The 15,745-nt window shown below is 66.8% G+C and carries 12 protein-coding genes; all 12 read left to right on the plus strand.

What is annotated here, in order from left to right; genetic code table 11:
* Positions 1–9: 9 nt before the first annotated feature.
* The 12 genes from A5788_RS06545 (at position 10) to ffh (ending at position 15,742) form a co-directional block, all read left to right on the plus strand.
* A complete protein-coding gene (locus A5788_RS06545; protein WP_387316192.1) occupies positions 10–846 on the plus strand; it encodes a DivIVA domain-containing protein in 837 nt (278 codons plus the stop codon).
* Positions 847–898: 52 nt separating this feature from the next.
* Positions 899–1,513, plus strand: coding sequence for a YceD family protein (locus tag A5788_RS06550; RefSeq protein ID WP_064869832.1), 615 nt, complete (start codon positions 899–901; stop codon positions 1,511–1,513).
* 62 nt (positions 1,514–1,575) lie between these two features.
* Positions 1,576–2,295 carry a ribonuclease III gene (gene rnc / locus A5788_RS06555; protein WP_064869912.1) on the plus strand — a complete coding sequence of 240 codons (720 nt, stop codon included), beginning with the start codon at positions 1,576–1,578 and terminating at the stop codon, positions 2,293–2,295.
* Positions 2,288–3,190, plus strand: coding sequence for a bifunctional DNA-formamidopyrimidine glycosylase/DNA-(apurinic or apyrimidinic site) lyase (mutM, locus tag A5788_RS06560; RefSeq protein ID WP_064869834.1), 903 nt, complete (start codon positions 2,288–2,290; stop codon positions 3,188–3,190). The genes rnc and mutM overlap by 8 nt, the downstream gene beginning before the upstream one ends.
* A 115-nt stretch (positions 3,191–3,305) precedes the next feature.
* On the plus strand, positions 3,306–3,776 hold the full coding sequence (locus tag A5788_RS06565) for an OsmC family protein (RefSeq protein WP_064869836.1): 471 nt from the start codon (positions 3,306–3,308) through the stop codon (positions 3,774–3,776).
* 7 nt (positions 3,777–3,783) lie between these two features.
* Positions 3,784–4,071, plus strand: coding sequence for an acylphosphatase (locus A5788_RS06570; RefSeq protein ID WP_197494511.1), 288 nt, complete (start codon positions 3,784–3,786; stop codon positions 4,069–4,071).
* 65 nt (positions 4,072–4,136) lie between these two features.
* The gene (gene smc / locus A5788_RS06575) at positions 4,137–7,850 is read left to right on the plus strand and encodes a chromosome segregation protein SMC (RefSeq protein WP_064869837.1); all 3,714 of its coding nucleotides are present in this window, start codon (positions 4,137–4,139) and stop codon (positions 7,848–7,850) included.
* 79 nt (positions 7,851–7,929) lie between these two features.
* Positions 7,930–9,552 (plus strand): signal recognition particle-docking protein FtsY, encoded by a 1,623-nt coding sequence (gene ftsY, locus A5788_RS06580; protein ID WP_064869839.1) that lies wholly within the window; start codon positions 7,930–7,932, stop codon positions 9,550–9,552.
* 175 nt (positions 9,553–9,727) lie between these two features.
* The gene (locus tag A5788_RS06585; RefSeq protein WP_049697069.1) at positions 9,728–11,071 is read left to right on the plus strand and encodes an ammonium transporter; all 1,344 of its coding nucleotides are present in this window, start codon (positions 9,728–9,730) and stop codon (positions 11,069–11,071) included.
* 49 nt (positions 11,072–11,120) lie between these two features.
* Positions 11,121–11,459, plus strand: coding sequence for a P-II family nitrogen regulator (locus A5788_RS06590; protein ID WP_005176661.1), 339 nt, complete (start codon positions 11,121–11,123; stop codon positions 11,457–11,459).
* Between the two features lie 5 nt (positions 11,460–11,464).
* Positions 11,465–14,098, plus strand: a complete 2,634-nt coding sequence (locus A5788_RS06595; RefSeq protein ID WP_064869841.1) for a [protein-PII] uridylyltransferase — start codon at positions 11,465–11,467, stop codon at positions 14,096–14,098.
* An 87-nt stretch (positions 14,099–14,185) separates the two neighbouring features.
* The gene (gene ffh / locus A5788_RS06600) at positions 14,186–15,742 is read left to right on the plus strand and encodes a signal recognition particle protein (protein WP_049697071.1); all 1,557 of its coding nucleotides are present in this window, start codon (positions 14,186–14,188) and stop codon (positions 15,740–15,742) included.
* Positions 15,743–15,745: the final 3 nt, after the last annotated feature.

Below are 15,745 nucleotides of genomic sequence, written 5' to 3' on the forward strand. Positions count from 1 at the left end.
GGGGTAGCTGTGTACCGGGTATTTGAAGCTCTCGACGAACTCGTGGCCATCGTCGAAGAGGCACGAAGTGTTCCCATGACGGCCGGCTGTGTCGTGCCGCGTGGTGATGTCCTCGAGCTGCTCGACGACATCAAGGACTCGATTCCGGGCGAGCTCGACGACGCTCAGGACGTGCTCGACCAGCGCGAGAACATGCTCGGCGACGCCGCCGATCACGCCGACAAGGTCGTGACCACCGCGGAGTCGGAGTCCGACGCCATGCTCGCGCACGCTCGTGCCGAGGCCGACCGCCTCCTCGCCGACGCCAAGGCGCAGGCCGACCGGATGGTCGACGAGGCCAGCGCGCACGGCAAGAACCTGGTCGACGAGGCCAGCGCGGAAGCCCACCGGCTGTCGACGAGCGCGGCACGCGAGTTCGACGCCGTCACCGGGCGTGCGCGTGCCGAGGCGCAGCGGACCATCGACTCGGCCAACAACACCTACGACAAGTCCGTCGCCGACGGCATCGCCGAGCAGCAGCGACTGGTCTCGGAGACCGAGGTCGTCGCGGCGGCGAAGTCGGAGGCCGAGCGGATCATCGACGCCGCGCACGCCGAGGCCGATCGCCTCCGTGGCGACTGCGATGTGTACGTCGATGAGAAGCTCGCCGAGTTCGAGGAGATCCTCACCGGGACCCTGCGCTCGGTCAACCGTGGACGCCACCAGTTGCGTACCGGCGCGGGCATGCACGACTACGTCGAATACCCGCGCAGCGTCGACGACGCAGGTGCTCGTCGGACGAGTGCTGAGCAGGCGCGATCGGGTTCGGCGGATCTGCACGACCACAGCTCGCCGCTCGCGGTCTGAGCGGCGCGCCGGGTCGTTCGATGAATGACCTGGTCGGGCGTATGGTGCACATGTGGCCGAGAATGCAGTGACTCAAGGTGCGCAAGCGCAGCGCGATCCCTTCGTCCTCGACATCCGATCGTTGGGCAGACGTCCGGGGACGATGGAGGAGATCCATCGCACGGTCGTCGCTCCCAATCGGATCGGCGTGGAGATGATCGCGATACCCGCGCATTCCGACGTCGACCTCGACTTGCGGCTGGAATCGGTGTCCGAGGGCGTGTTGGTCACGGGCACCGTCTCCGGCGAGACCGAGGGCCAATGTGTGCGTTGTCTGGAACCGGTCGACGGCACGGTGACGGTGTTCCTGACCGAGCTGTACGCCTACCCCGACAGTGAGACCGAGCAGACGACCGACTCCGAGGACATCCATCGGATCGTCGACGACAGGATCGACCTCGAGCAGGCCGTCATCGACGCCGTTGCGCTCGAACTCCCGATGTCACCGTTGTGTAGTGAGGACTGCGCAGGCCTGTGCAGTGAATGCGGTGTCCGGCTCGCCGTCGCGGAACCCGGCCACTCCCACGAGATCATCGATCCCCGCTGGGCCAAGCTCGCTGACAAGTTCGGTTCGCTGGAGCAGAAGGGGTCGCAGGACTCCGACAGCGGCGAACGGGGCTCGGCGTGACCGGTGTCGACGACGCGGCGTCGCCTGCACCTCACGGAGGCAGCAACGATGCCGTCGGCTCCCTGGGTGCCGACTCCGCTGGTGTCGCATCGTTGCTGGACGCGCTCGGCACGCCGATCGCGGATGAACTGCTCACACTCGCCCTGACGCACCGCTCGTATGCCTACGAGAACGGCGGGCTGCCGACCAACGAGCGGCTGGAATTCCTCGGCGATTCGGTGCTCGGTGTGGTGATCACCGAGCGGCTCTACCTGCGATACCCCGATCGTCCCGAGGGCGAGCTGGCCAAGATCAGGGCGAGCGTCGTGAACATGCACGCGCTGGCCGACGTCGCACGTGGACTCGGCGAGGGCGGCCTCGGTCGTCACCTCTTCCTCGGACGCGGCGAAGAGATGACCGGCGGCCGCGACAAGGATTCAATTCTGGCCGACGGACTCGAATCGCTTTTCGGCGCAATGTATCTCGACCACGGTCTGGAGACCTCGCAGCGCATCATCCTCGACCTCTTCGACGAGATCCTCGACCGCGCAGGCCAACTCGGCGCGGGACTCGACTGGAAGACCTCGCTGCAGGAGCTGGCCGCCGAGCGCGGCTACGGACCCCCGCAGTACCAGATCAGCTCGACCGGCCCCGATCACAGCAAGGAGTTCACCGCGCGTGCGGTGATCGCAGGAGAAGAACTCGGCGAAGGTGTGGGACGCACCAAGAAGGAAGCCGAGCAGAAGGCCGCATCGCTGGCATGGCAGGCGCTCACCGAGCGTGACGCCGTGAGCGATGCCTGAACTTCCCGAAGTCGAGACCGTCCGTGCCGGTCTCGAGAAGCATGTTGTCGGGCGCACGATCACCGACGTAGAGGTCCTACACCCGCGCGCTGTCCGCAGGCACGTCGGCGATGCACCCGATCTGGTCGGAAGACTCAGGGGCGCAACGATTCTCGCTGCGCGTCGACGCGGAAAGTACCTGTGGCTCGACGTCGAAGCCCCCGACGGAATCGACCGGTTCGCACTCGTCGTCCACCTCGGTATGAGCGGGCAGATGCTGGTCGCCCGTGTCGGAGCACCCGACCACACACATTTGCGGGTACGCGCGACGCTCGACGACGGCAACGAGTTGAGGTTCGTCGACCAGCGGACCTTCGGTGGGTGGCACCTCGACGACTATGTCGACGCCGAATCCGACGACGCCGACACCGAACTGCCCGGCGACCCGGCGTCGCTGCCGCGCTCGATTGCCCATATCGCGCCCGACCCCTTCGACTCCGGGTTCGACAGGGACGAGGTGGTGCGTCGAATGCGTGGAAAGCACACAGAGGTCAAGCGCGCACTGCTCGACCAGTCGCTGATCTCCGGCGTCGGAAACATCTACGCCGACGAGGCGCTCTGGCGAGCGCGGCTGAACGGCGCGCGCGTCACCGACGGCATCTCGCGACGCAAGCTCGCCGAGTTACTCGACGCCGCGACGGCGGTGATGAGCGACGCGTTGGCGGCGGGCGGCACGTCGTTCGACGCGCTGTACGTGAACGTCAACGGACAGTCGGGGTATTTCGAGCGTTCGTTGAACGCCTACGGTCGGGCGGGCCAGCCGTGCCGACGATGCGGGACGCTGATGCGGCGTGAGGAGTTCATGAACCGGGGTTCGTTCTTCTGCCCGAAGTGCCAGCCCAGACCTCGGCAGTAGCCGGTCGCGGATGAGGGGCGATATCGCGGCATAAGAACGCATCGCAGGCAGTTCTACTATTGCGAGCGGCGCCTCGGGTGCGCCGTCGTCGATTGCGAAGGGAGTCATCGCGCAGATGACCAGCGAGAATTCGTCCGCGACCACAGCGGCGCCGCAGGGGTCGGATGCCGGCTCGGCACACACCGAGTTGTGGGTGCAGCGGACCGGGACGCGTCGCTACACCGGCAAGAGTTCGCGTGGCGCGGAGGTTTTGATCGGCTCGCAGGACGTCGACGGTGTGTTCACGCCGGGTGAGCTGCTGAAGATCGCGCTTGCCGCGTGCACCGGCATGTCGTCGGATCGTCCGCTGGCACGTCGCCTCGGTGACGATTACGACGCGACGATCCGCGTCTCGGGCGACGCCGATCGCGAGAACGAGGTGTACCCGCGCCTGCGCGAGGTGCTCGACGTCGACCTGTCCGAACTCGATCCGGCCGCTGCGGAGCGGCTGCTGGTGGTCGTCGAGCGCGCGATCGACTCGGTGTGCACGGTGGGTCGCACGCTCAAGGCGGGCACCGAGGTCGAACTCGTCATCGAGAGCGACTGACGCCGCGATGAGCGATTCCGACCAGGTCGTTCGGATGACCGCGCACGTTCACGGACAGGTTCAGGGCGTCGGGTTCCGCTGGTGGACGCGCTCGCGCGCCCTGGAGCTCGGCCTGGTGGGCTCCGCGACGAACCTCGCTGACGGGCGGGTGCTAGTCGTCGCGGAGGGGGCCGAACCACAGGTACATGCGCTGCTCGACCTGCTGCGGTCCGGCGACACTCCCGGTCGCGTCGACCTCGTCGTCGAACGTTTCGATGCGCCGCGGGGTGACCTGCAAGGATTCGTCGAGCGTTAATCCGCCGATCAACCGCCTGCCCGGTTGCGCCTGCCTGCATCGGGTGATGGGTAGGCTTAACGGTCGTGCACCTGAAAAGCCTGACCCTGAAGGGCTTCAAGTCCTTCGCGTCGGCCACGACTCTGCGATTCGAGCCCGGCATCACCTGCGTGGTGGGCCCCAACGGCTCGGGTAAGTCGAATGTGGTCGACGCCCTGACGTGGGTGATGGGCGAGCAGGGTGCGAAAGCGCTGCGTGGCGGCAAGATGGAAGACGTCATCTTCGCCGGGACGTCGGGCCGGCCGCCTCTCGGTCGGGCCGAGGTGACACTGACGATCGACAACTCCGACGGCGCTCTGCCGATCGAATACTCCGAGGTATCCATCACGCGACGGATGTTCCGCGACGGCGCGGGCGAGTACGAGATCAACGGGAGCTCGTGCCGGTTGATGGATGTGCAGGAGTTGCTGTCCGACTCGGGTATCGGTCGCGAGATGCACGTGATCGTCGGGCAGGGGCGTCTCGCGGCGATTCTGGAATCGCGGCCGGAGGACCGTCGTGCCTTCATCGAAGAGGCGGCAGGAGTCCTCAAGCACCGCAAGCGCAAAGAGAAGGCCGTGCGCAAGCTCGACTCGATGCAGGCCAATCTCGCGCGTCTGAGCGACCTCACCGCCGAGCTGCGACGCCAGCTCAAACCGCTCGGACGGCAGGCAGAGGTCGCCCGCCGAGCGCAGACGGTGCAGGCCGATCTCCGCGACGCACGACTGCGGTTGGCCGCAGACGACCTGGTGACCCGACGCACGGAGATGGCCGAGCACACCGCTGTCGAGGAAGAGATTCGACGACGCTCCGACGAGGTCACCGCAGAACTCGACGCCGTCAACGCCGAGGTCGCCGAGCACACCGACCATCTCGCCCAGGTCACTCCCGCTGCCGCGGCGGCAGGCCAGGCGTGGTTCCGGTTGTCGGCGCTCGCCGAGCGTGTCGACGCGACCAATCGGGTCGCAACCGAACGCAGCCGCTACCTCGCGGAGCCGACGGTCAGCTCCGGCGGTCCCGATCCGGAACAACTCGAACGCCAGGCCGAGGAGGCCGCGCTCACCGAGGCCGAAATGGCCGAGGCCGTCTCGCTCGCCGCCGAGTCGCTGGAGGTGTCCAAGCTCGAACTCGAGGAGTACGAGCGGGTCGCCACGGAGGCGGAGCAGGCTCACATGGCCGCGGTGCGTGCGGTGGCCGATCGACGCGAGGGGCTGGCGCGGCTCGAGGGGCAGGTCGAGAGTCTGCAGACCAAGGCAGACGGCGTCGACGCCGAGGCGTCGCGCCTCACCGCTGCGATCGCAGCCGCTGTCGAACGCGCCGAAACTGCTGCGCAGCAACAGGATTCGGCAGCCGAATCACTGAGTCAGATGGAGGCCTCGGAACAGGGCCTCGACGAACACCACGAGCGGTGCGTCGCGGCGCTGAATCTGTCGAATGAGCGGGTTGCGTCGCTGCAGGCCGCCGAACGTGAGGCGGAGCAGCGGATCGCGTCGCTCGCCGCGCGGATCGAGGCGCTCTCGGTGGGCCTCGAACGCAACGACGGCGGTGCGTGGCTGCTCGAGAACGCGCCCGAGGGACTGGCAGGCTCCGTCTCCGACCTGCTCGCGGTCGACTCCGGTTTCGAGACGGCCATCGCCGGAGCGCTGGGGCCAGCCGCCGACGCGATCGCGACCGTCGACGCGCTGGCCGCCGTCCGCGCGCTGCAGGCGTTGAAGACCGGAGACGGCGGCCGGGCATCGCTACTCCTCGGCGGACTCGACGACGCCGCGCCGAATCGCACTGTCGCGCTACCCGACGGCGCGGTGTGGGCGAGCTCGGTGGTCAGCGCGCCGTCGCAGATCAAGGGTGCCGTTAATCATCTGCTGGCCGACGTCATCGTGGTCGACGACGCCGAACAGGGCGTCGACCTGGCGGTACGCCACGGACTCCGGTGCGTCACGCGAGAAGGCGACCGCATCGGCCCCGCGTCGGTGGAAGGCGGATCGTCGCGTCGACCGTCGACGTTGGAGGTCACCTCGGCGATCGACACCGCAACCGCAGATCTCGCCGCAGCGCATCGGACCACCGAGGAGACGCAGGCGGCCCTCGAAGGTGCACTGACCGAACAGCGCGCCCGTCGCGAGGCCGCCGAAGAGGCGTTGGCCGCGCTGCACGAGTCGGATGCGGCCGTCGGCGGAGCCTACGAGCAACTCGCCCGACTGGGTCAGGAGGTCCGCGCGGCGCAGTCGGAGGCTGATCGGCTCACCCGGCAGCGCGACCGCGCAGAAGACGGTCGCGGCGACATGCTCACCACCCTCGCCGAACTGCGGGAACGCCTACGCCTGGCGCGTGACGAGTCGACGTCCGAACCCGACGAGGTCGGGGGAGACGGGGGCGAACGCTCGGCGGCCGCTGCTGCTGTCGCGGGTGCGCGTTCGAGTGAGATGGAAGCGCGTTTGGCACTGCGCACAGCGGAGGAGCGACTGGCGTCGGTGCGTGGCCGTGCCGACTCGCTTCGTCGTGCCGCCCAACGTGAACGTGACTCCCGCGAGCGTGCCCGACGCCAAGACGAGGCTCGCCGGGTCGCGGCGCAGGTCGCGGCTGAGGTCGCGCAGGCAGCCACCGCGGTCTCCGAACGTCTCATCAGCGCAGTCGCAACAGCGCAAGCGGGTCGCGACGAGCTCGAGCAGGTCAAGGCCGCGCGTACCGAAACCCTCGAAGCGCTGAAGACTCGAGCGGCGGCGCTCACCGATCAGCTCAACGCCCTGCGTGATTCCGTGCACCGCGACGAGGTCGCCCGAGCGCAGTCCGCGTTGCGCATCCAGCAGCTCGAGGAGCAGGTTCTCGAGAACTTCGCGATGTCGCCCGATGATCTCATCGCCGAGTACGGCCCGGACGTCCCGATGCCGCCGTCCGCGTTGGAGATCTCCGAGTACGAGCAGGCCAAGGAGCGCGGCGAGAGTGTCGTTGCACCCGCGCCACTGCCGTACGACCGCGCGACGCAGGAGGCACGCGCGAAGAAAGCGCAGAAGGACCTCAACACTCTCGGCAAGGTGAATCCCCTTGCGCTGGAAGAGTTCGCCGCCCTCGAGGAGCGCTACAGCTTCTTGTCCGCGCAACTCGAGGACGTCAAGGCCGCACGGAAAGACCTTCTCGACGTGGTCGAGGACGTCGACGCGCGCATCCTGCAGGTGTTCACCGAGGCCTACGCCGACGTCGAACGCGAGTTCTCCCAAGTCTTTTCGACGCTGTTCCCCGGCGGCGAGGGTCGACTCATCCTCACCGAACCCGGAGACATGCTGACCACGGGAGTCGAGGTCGAGGCGCGGCCACCCGGTAAGAAGGTCAAGCGGCTATCGCTGCTGTCGGGTGGCGAGAAGTCGCTGACCGCAGTGGCGATGCTCGTGGCGATCTTCCGTGCGCGACCCTCGCCGTTCTACGTCATGGACGAGGTCGAAGCTGCGCTCGACGACACCAACCTGCGGCGCCTGATCACCCTCTTCGAGCAGTTGCGTGAACGGTCTCAGCTCATCGTGATCACCCACCAGAAGCCGACGATGGAGGTCGCGGATGCGCTCTACGGCGTCAGCATGCGCGGCGACGGCATCACGACGGTGATCTCGCAGCGCCTGCGTGGCCAGAACGTCGCGGTCACGGCAACCGCGCCGCAGGTAGCGGGTGACACCGATGGGGGAGGCGACGTCGGCGGGCAGAAATCCGACGTTTCAGACGCGAACACAGCCACGACCAACAGTGCGACGACGAACAGTGCGACAACATAGAGAACGCCCCTTCCGCTAGTCGGCGGAGGAGCACGATGGACAACGCAGCCCGAGATATGCGGGAAGAACTGGAGAAGCAGTGAACACCGGAATCATCATCGGAATCGTCATCGCGGTCGTCGTCATCCTCGCGTTGATCGTCGCGGGTCTCGTCCTCGCGCGTCGTCGACGCATCTCTCTGCACGACGACGCGCAGACACAAGTGGTCGACGGCTCGAAACCGCAGGTCGACCGGTCAGGGGGGTACAAGGCGTCGTCGGGCTTCAGCTTCAGCCAGGGTGGCGCGGCGTCGGGAACCGCTGTCGCAGAACCACCCGAGCCGACCGTCGCGCCCACCGAGCGGACCGAGGTCGACGGTCAGCCGGGCGTCGGCGACGACGCATCGGTCCCGCGTGACTCGGAACGCCGCGGCATCACCAACGTCACGCTGCCCGACACCGCCGACGTCGAGACAGCAGACACCGCTACGACCGACGTTCCCACGGCCGACACCGAGACGACCGATAGCTCCGCGACTGCCACCGCTGCGCCGACCGCGGACGCCACAGAGACTGTAGACACCACCGCTACCGCAGGCACCACCGATACCGCTGCGACCACCGCAGAGTCGGCGCTGACTAGCGAATCGGTGCCGCTCTACGAGGACATCGATTCGTCGGTCACCACGCCGTTGTTCGAGGAGATCGTCGAGTCGGTCGGTGAGAGCCCCGACGAGATCATCGAAGAGATCGACGAGATCGAAGACGAGGAGGCCGCTGCCACAGCGCCGCCGCGTGACGAGATCGAGCCGACGGCGGGCCGACTCGGTCGCCTCCGTGGGCGTCTGTCGCGGTCGCAGGGCGCGATCGGCAAGAGCATGCTCGGGCTTCTCGGTGCCGGCGACCTCGACGAGGAGAGCTGGGAGGAGATCGAGGACACCCTCGTCATGGCAGACCTCGGCTCCGCCACCACCGAAGCGGTCATCGAACGGCTCCGTACCGAGTTGGCCACCAATCCGGTGCGCAACGCCGACGACGCTCGCGCCCTGCTGCGCAGGGTGCTCGTCGAGCAACTGCACCCCGAATTCGACCGTTCGATCCGCGCGCTTCCCCATGCCGACACACCGGCGGTCGTGCTCGTCGTCGGGGTCAACGGCACCGGCAAGACGACGACGACCGGCAAGCTCGCGCGCGTCCTCGTCGCCGACGGCAGGCGCGTCTTGCTCGGCGCAGCAGACACCTTCCGCGCCGCGGCGGCGGATCAGCTTCAGACGTGGGGTGAGCGGGTCGGCGCAGACATCGTTCGTGGCAAGGAACAAGCCGACCCGGCAGCCGTCGCATTCGACGCCGTCGCGAAGGGGATCGACGAGGGCGTCGACGTGGTGCTCATCGACACCGCGGGACGTCTGCACACCAAGACCGGTCTGATGGACGAGCTCGGAAAGGTCAAGCGCGTCGTCGAGAAGAAGGCTCCGGTCGACGAGGTCATCCTCGTCCTCGACGCCACGGTCGGCCAGAACGGACTGACTCAGGCGAAGGTCTTCGCCGACGTCGTCGACATCACCGGCGTCGCCCTGACCAAGCTCGACGGAACCGCCAAGGGCGGCATCGTGTTCAACGTCCAAGAGGTTCTCGGCGTCCCGGTGAAGCTCGTCGGGCTCGGCGAGGGAGCCGACGACCTCGCGCCGTTCGACCCGGAAGCGTTTATCGACGCGCTTCTGTAAGCTGCGAAAAACCTTTGAAGCCATGTCCGATTCACCTGGCGATTTACCTTCGCGAAATGTGAATCGGGCTTTGGTTCACACGCTCGAAACACGGGAGCACCACAGCTGAAACCACTTCCGGACAGAGTCTTTGCAGGCGCCGAGCCGTCGGCGCGCTCTGAGGAGGTTTTCTACAGTGGTCTCTGCACTACCGGATAGTGTTTTCGGAGAGCCTGACGCCGGCAATACAGCATGGATGCTGGCCAGTGCGTCGATGGTTCTTCTGATGACTCCAGCGCTGGCCTTCTTCTACGGGGGGTTGTCTCGGGGTAAAGCAGTTCTGAACATGATGATGATGTCGTTCGGCTCGGTCGCGACGGTCAGCATCGTCTACGTTCTGTGGGGGTTCTCGCAGTCGTTCGGAAATACAGTCACCGGCGAGTCCGATATCTGGGGCATCTTCGCGAATCCGTTCTCGCTCTTCGGATCCGATCAGCTGATGAACACCGCGGGCACCGAAGACAAGCCGACATATGTGCTGTGGACCGGCGTCGAAACCCATGTGCCCGCGATCGTCTTCATGGCCTTCCAGCTCACCTTCGCCGTCATCACCGTCGCCCTCATTTCGGGTGCGGTTGCAGAGCGCGTGAAGTTCTCCACCTGGCTGGTGTTCTCCGTGCTGTGGTCCACCATCGTCTACTTCCCGCTTTCCCACATGGTGTGGGGCGGCGGCCTGATGTCGAACGCCGAAAGGGGCTTCGCCTCATGGATGTTCGGCACGAACTCGGATGGAACCGCCAACGTCGCGCCGATTGACTTCGCCGGTGGCACGGTCGTCCACATCAACGCCGGTATGGCCGGTCTGGTGCTGGCCATCATCGTCGGTGCCCGCGTCGGCTTCGGCAGGACCGCTTACCGTCCGCACAACATTCCGTTCGTGATGCTCGGTGCCGCACTGCTGTGGTTCGGTTGGTTCGGCTTCAACGCAGGTTCCGAACTCGCCGCGGACATGACGGCAGGCAAGGTCTGGGTCAACACGACCGCCGCAACCGCGGCAGCGATGATCGGCTGGCTCGGAGTCGAGTGGGTGCGCGACAAGCACGCCACCAGCGTCGGCGCGGCGTCGGGCATCGTTGCGGGACTCGTGGCCATCACCCCCGCCTGTGGCGCTTTGACGCCGGTCGGTTCGTTGATCCTCGGCGTGATCGCCGGCGCTCTCGCAGCGCTCGCCATCGGACTGAAGAACAAGTTCGGCTACGACGACTCGCTCGACGTCGTGGGTGTTCACCTCGTGGCAGGCCTCTGGGGCACCATCGGTATCGGGTTCCTGGCCAAGGACACCGGCCTGTTCTGGGGCGGCGACTACAAGCAGCTCGTCGTGCAGATCGTGATCGCCGCATTCGCGCTCGCGTTCACCGGTGTTCTCACCACGATCATCGCTCTGGTGCTCAAGCCGCTGGGCTGGCGCGTCAAGCCTGATGAGGAGAAGAGTGGCATCGATGAGGCCGAACATGCCGAGACCGCGTACGAACTGGCATGAATCCCCGGTCGTTGACTACTACGCTGATTCCTGTGGAGAGGGATAACCAATGAAGCTCATCACCGCAATCGTGAAACCGTTCACGCTTGAGGATGTCAAAGCCGGCCTGGAGCAGGCTGGAATTCTGGGAATGACCGTCAGTGAGGTGCAGGGTTACGGTCGCCAGAAGGGCCATACCGAGGTGTACCGAGGTGCCGAATACTCGGTCGACTTCGTTCCCAAGGTACGAGTCGAGGTCGTCGTGGACGACGCGGCCGTTGACAAAGTTGTCGATGTCATCGTGGAAGCCGCGCGAACCGGCAAGATCGGTGACGGAAAGGTGTGGGTCTCCCCGGTCGAATCGGTCGTTCGCGTCCGAACCGGCGAGCGCGGCGCAGACGCGCTGTAGGCCCGTTGCCTTTCGTCAACTCCGACCGTGGCCCTGCGTCCGACGACTCGTCGGGTGCGGGGCCACGGCCCGGCATGGGACCGGGCGGTGGCCCCCTCGCAGCGACCGACCTGGCACGTACCCGTAGGCAACTCACCGAAGCGACAGGTGCCGGGAGGCTCGACGCCGCCGGGCTGCGGCAGGTGTTGGTCGACCTGCACGAATTCTGGCTGACGAGTAAGGCCGCCGAGCTCGGGATCAAGCCGCACAGCGGACTCGCGATCGTGGCCGTCGGTGGACTCGGACGCGGGGAGATGCTTCCGCATTCCGATCTCGACCTGATCCTGCTGCACGACGACCTCGCCGTCGAACGGCTCTCGGAGGTTGCGGACGGGCTCTGGTATCCGTTGTGGGACGCCAACATTCCGCTCGATCACAGTGTGCGCACCGTCCCTCAGGCTCTGCAGGTCGCCGCCGAGGACACCACGGCCGCGCTAGGGCTGCTCGAGGCGCGCCACATCGTCGGCGACGAGGATCTGTCGTCGCTGCTGATCGGGGGAGTGCGCCAGCAGTGGCGCACCGAGATCAGACATCGCTTCCCCGAAGTGGTCGAGCACGCACAGGATCGCTGGCGTCGCGCCGGCGACATCGCGCACCGTGCCGAGCCCGACTTGAAGAACGGCCGCGGCGGCCTGCGCGACGTGCAACTCCTCGGCGCGCTCGCCATCGCGCAACTCACCGACGGCATGGGAGGCCTGCGCCCCGATTCGCCGAATGCGGGGCCGCAGATGGCCTATCACCGCTTGTTGGACATCCGTACCGAATTGCACCGCATCGCCGGGCGCCCGCGGGAGCAGGTCCGCGCACAGGACGCCGACGAGATGGGTGCGTCACTGCGGATCGGCGACCGCTTCGACCTCGCGCGCGTCATCAGCGACTCCGCTCGCACGATCAGCTACTCCATCGACGTCGGCTTGCGAACCGCGGGTAATGCGCTACCGCGCCGCGGTCTTTCCAAGCTGCGGCGATCGCCCATCCGACGTCCGCTCGACGAGGGCGTCGTCGAGCACAACGGTGAGATCGTGTTGGCGCGCAACGCGATTCCGAGCAAAGATCCAGGGCTGATCCTTCGGGTCGCGTCGGCGTCGGCGCGTACCGGGCTGCCGATCAGTGCGTCGACGCTCTCCCGGCTCGCTGATTTCGCACCGGAACTGCGCGAACCGTGGCCTGCGGAGGCGCTGAGCGACCTGCTGGTGTTGCTCGGCTCCGGACATCACATGATCGATCCCATCGAGGCACTCGACCGCACCGGGCTGTGGGGCAGGCTCCTGCCGGAGTGGGGTGCGGTGCGTGACCTACCGCCCCGGGACGCGGTGCACACCTGGACCGTCGACCGGCACCTTGTCGAGACGGCCGCCTACGCGAGTTCGATGACCACCCGCGTCTCGCGACCCGACCTGCTGGTGCTCGGAGCGTTGATCCACGATCTAGGCAAAGGGCGCGGTGCCGACCACAGCGTCGTCGGGGCCGAACTCGCCGTACAGGTGGGCAACAGGTTCGGACTCTGGCCGCAGGATGTCGACGTGCTTTCCGACTTGGTGCGCCACCACCTTCTCCTTCCGACGATCGCGACGAGACGCGACCTCGACGACCCCGCGACCGCGACCGAGGTCGCAGAGACCCTCGGATACGACAGGGTGCTGCTCGAACTCCTTGCGGCACTTGCCGAGGCGGATTCACGTGCTACGGGTCCCGGTGTGTGGGGTGAGTGGAAGGCGTCGCTGATCAACGATCTCGTCCGACGCACCATGCGGTTGATCGACGGCGAGACGCCCGAAGAGCCCGAACCGCTCAGTCCGCAGACGCGTGCGCTCGCAGAATCCGGTGAGTACGCGGTCAGCCTCACCCCGGGCGAGGGACCGCACACGTTCACCGTGGTGATGGTTGCACCCGACACCCCGGGCCTGCTGTCGAAAATGGCGGGAGTCGTCGCCTTGAACGGGCTGCGGTCGCACTCCGCGACGGTTCAGGGAATCGAGACGTCGGACGGACAACGCCGCGCGGTCAACACGTTCGTCGTGGTCCCGACATTCGGCTCGCCGCCGGAGGCCGGTCTGCTTCGCCAGCAGTTGATCGCAGCCGTCGAGGGCAAGATCGACGTCATCGAGCGCCTCGATGCACGCGAAAGCAGTTCACCGATCCCGACGATCGGCTCGGTCAACGCCACCCCGGGGATCGGCGCCGGTGCGGCAGCGGGAAGCACCGATCCCGCCGTCGATGGTGCCGGACATCCCAAGAACGCGGTACCGGCACTGTTTGCCATCGCGCCGCCACGGGTCCTCTGGGCTCCGGCGCCGTCGGACGACGAGGTGTTGATGGAGTTGCGCACCGACGACCGCCTGGGTCTGCTCAGTCGCGTGAGCAAGGTCATCGAGCAACAGGGAGCCGACGTCCGGTGGGCGAAGGTGACGACACTCGGGCCGACTGTCGTCGACAACTTCTGTCTGCGTTTGGCCGATGACACCCCGCAGGCGCGTACCGCGTTGGCCGACGCCGTGATCGCGGCATGTCCACCGCCGCAGCCGCGATCCGACGACGACAAAGGCGACGGCGCGGCGGGTGCGACAGGCTCCGGGCGTTCGGGAGTGCCGATCAGCTGACGACCGCGTTCGCCTCGCCTGCGGTCGGGGTGACGGCGAGACGCACCGCTGCGGCGAGCACACGCGGGCTCATGGGACACTGGAACAATGTTCGACTCCCTCTCCGATCGCTTGACTGGTGCGCTGAAGGATCTGCGCGGCAAGGGACGCCTGTCCGACGCCGACATCGACCGCACCGCACGTGAGATTCGTCTGGCCCTACTCGAGGCCGACGTCTCTCTTCCCGTGGTGCGCGCGTTCATCGCCCGGATCAAGGAGCGCGCCAAGGGTGCCGAGGTCTCGCAGGCACTCAACCCCGCCCAGCAGGTCGTCAAGATCGTCAACGAGGAGCTCGTCGGCATCCTCGGCGGCGAGACGCGGCGCGTGCAGTTCGCCAAGAACCCACCGACCGTCATCATGCTCGCTGGCCTGCAGGGTGCGGGTAAGACGACTCTCGCGGGCAAGCTCGGCCACTGGCTCAAGCAGCAGGGCCACACTCCGCTGCTCGTCGCCTGCGACCTTCAGCGGCCCGGTGCGGTCTCGCAGCTTCAGATCGTCGGCGAGCGCGCGGGCGTTCCGGTGTTCGCTCCCGACCCCGGGACGAGCATCGGCCAGACGGGCGACCTCGGCACGGTCAGCCACGGCGATCCCGTCGCCGTCGCGCGCGCCGGTGTCGCGGAGGCCCGCGACCATCACTACGACGTCGTGGTCATCGACACCGCTGGTCGCCTGGGCATCGACGAGGAGTTGATGGGCCAGGCCTCCGACATCCGCGAGGCAACCCAGCCCGACGAAGTGCTCTTCGTCGTCGACGCGATGATCGGTCAGGACGCGGTGGCCACCGCGGAAGCCTTCCAGAGCGGCGTCGGATTCACAGGTGTCGTACTCACCAAACTCGACGGCGACGCTCGCGGCGGTGCAGCCCTGTCGGTCCGTGAGGTGACCGGTCAGCCGATCATGTTCGCGTCGTCTGGTGAGAAGCTCGAGGACTTCGACGTCTTCCACCCCGACCGCATGGCGAGCCGCATCCTCGGTATGGGCGACGTGCTCAGCCTCATCGAACAGGCAGAACAGCACTGGGATGCCCAGCAGGCAGAGGCCGCCGCACAGAAGATCAGCCAGGGCGAGCTGACGCTCGAGGACTTCCTCGAGCAGATGCAGATGCTGCGTCGCATGGGGCCGATCGGCAACATCCTCGGCATGCTGCCGGGTGCGAACCAGATGAAAGACGCTCTCTCGCAGGTCGACGACAAGCAGCTCGACCGCGTGCAAGCCATCATCCGGGGCATGACGCCCGCCGAGCGTGACAACCCGAAGATCATCAACGCCTCACGCCGACTTCGCATCGCGAACGGCTCGGGCGTGACGGTCAGCGAGGTCAATCAACTCGTCGACCGGTTCTTCGAGGCGCGCAAGATGATGGCCCAGATGTCCGGTCGCATGGGCTTGGGCGGCGGTTCTCGCAAGACCAACCGGAAAAAGGGCAAGGGCAAGAAGGGCAAGGCCAAGGGACGCGGGCCGACACCACCGAAGGTGCGCGGCGGTTTCCCCGGCATGCCCGGCGGTTTCCCCGATCTCTCGGGCATGCCCGCTGGACTCGACGAACTGCCCCCGGGCCTCGAAGGCATCGATATCTCGCAGTTCCAGCAGCCCAAGAAGAAGTAGCAG

It is taken from the genome of Gordonia sp. 852002-50816_SCH5313054-c (assembly GCF_001665925.1).
GTDB classification, from domain to species: Bacteria; Actinomycetota; Actinomycetes; order Mycobacteriales; family Mycobacteriaceae; genus Gordonia; species Gordonia jacobaea.

What these genes read in the sequence shown, in the direction of transcription:
- mutM (WP_064869834.1), top strand. Translation starts at nt 2,288, where the DNA reads ATGCCTGAACTTCCCGAAGTCGAGACCGTCCGTGCCGGTCTCGAGAAG.
- A5788_RS06565 (WP_064869836.1), top strand. Translation starts at nt 3,306, where the DNA reads ATGACCAGCGAGAATTCGTCCGCGACCACAGCGGCGCCGCAGGGGTCG.
- A5788_RS06570 (WP_197494511.1), top strand. Translation starts at nt 3,784, where the DNA reads ATGAGCGATTCCGACCAGGTCGTTCGGATGACCGCGCACGTTCACGGA.
- A5788_RS06590 (WP_005176661.1), top strand. Translation starts at nt 11,121, where the DNA reads ATGAAGCTCATCACCGCAATCGTGAAACCGTTCACGCTTGAGGATGTC.
- ffh (WP_049697071.1), top strand. Translation starts at nt 14,186, where the DNA reads ATGTTCGACTCCCTCTCCGATCGCTTGACTGGTGCGCTGAAGGATCTG.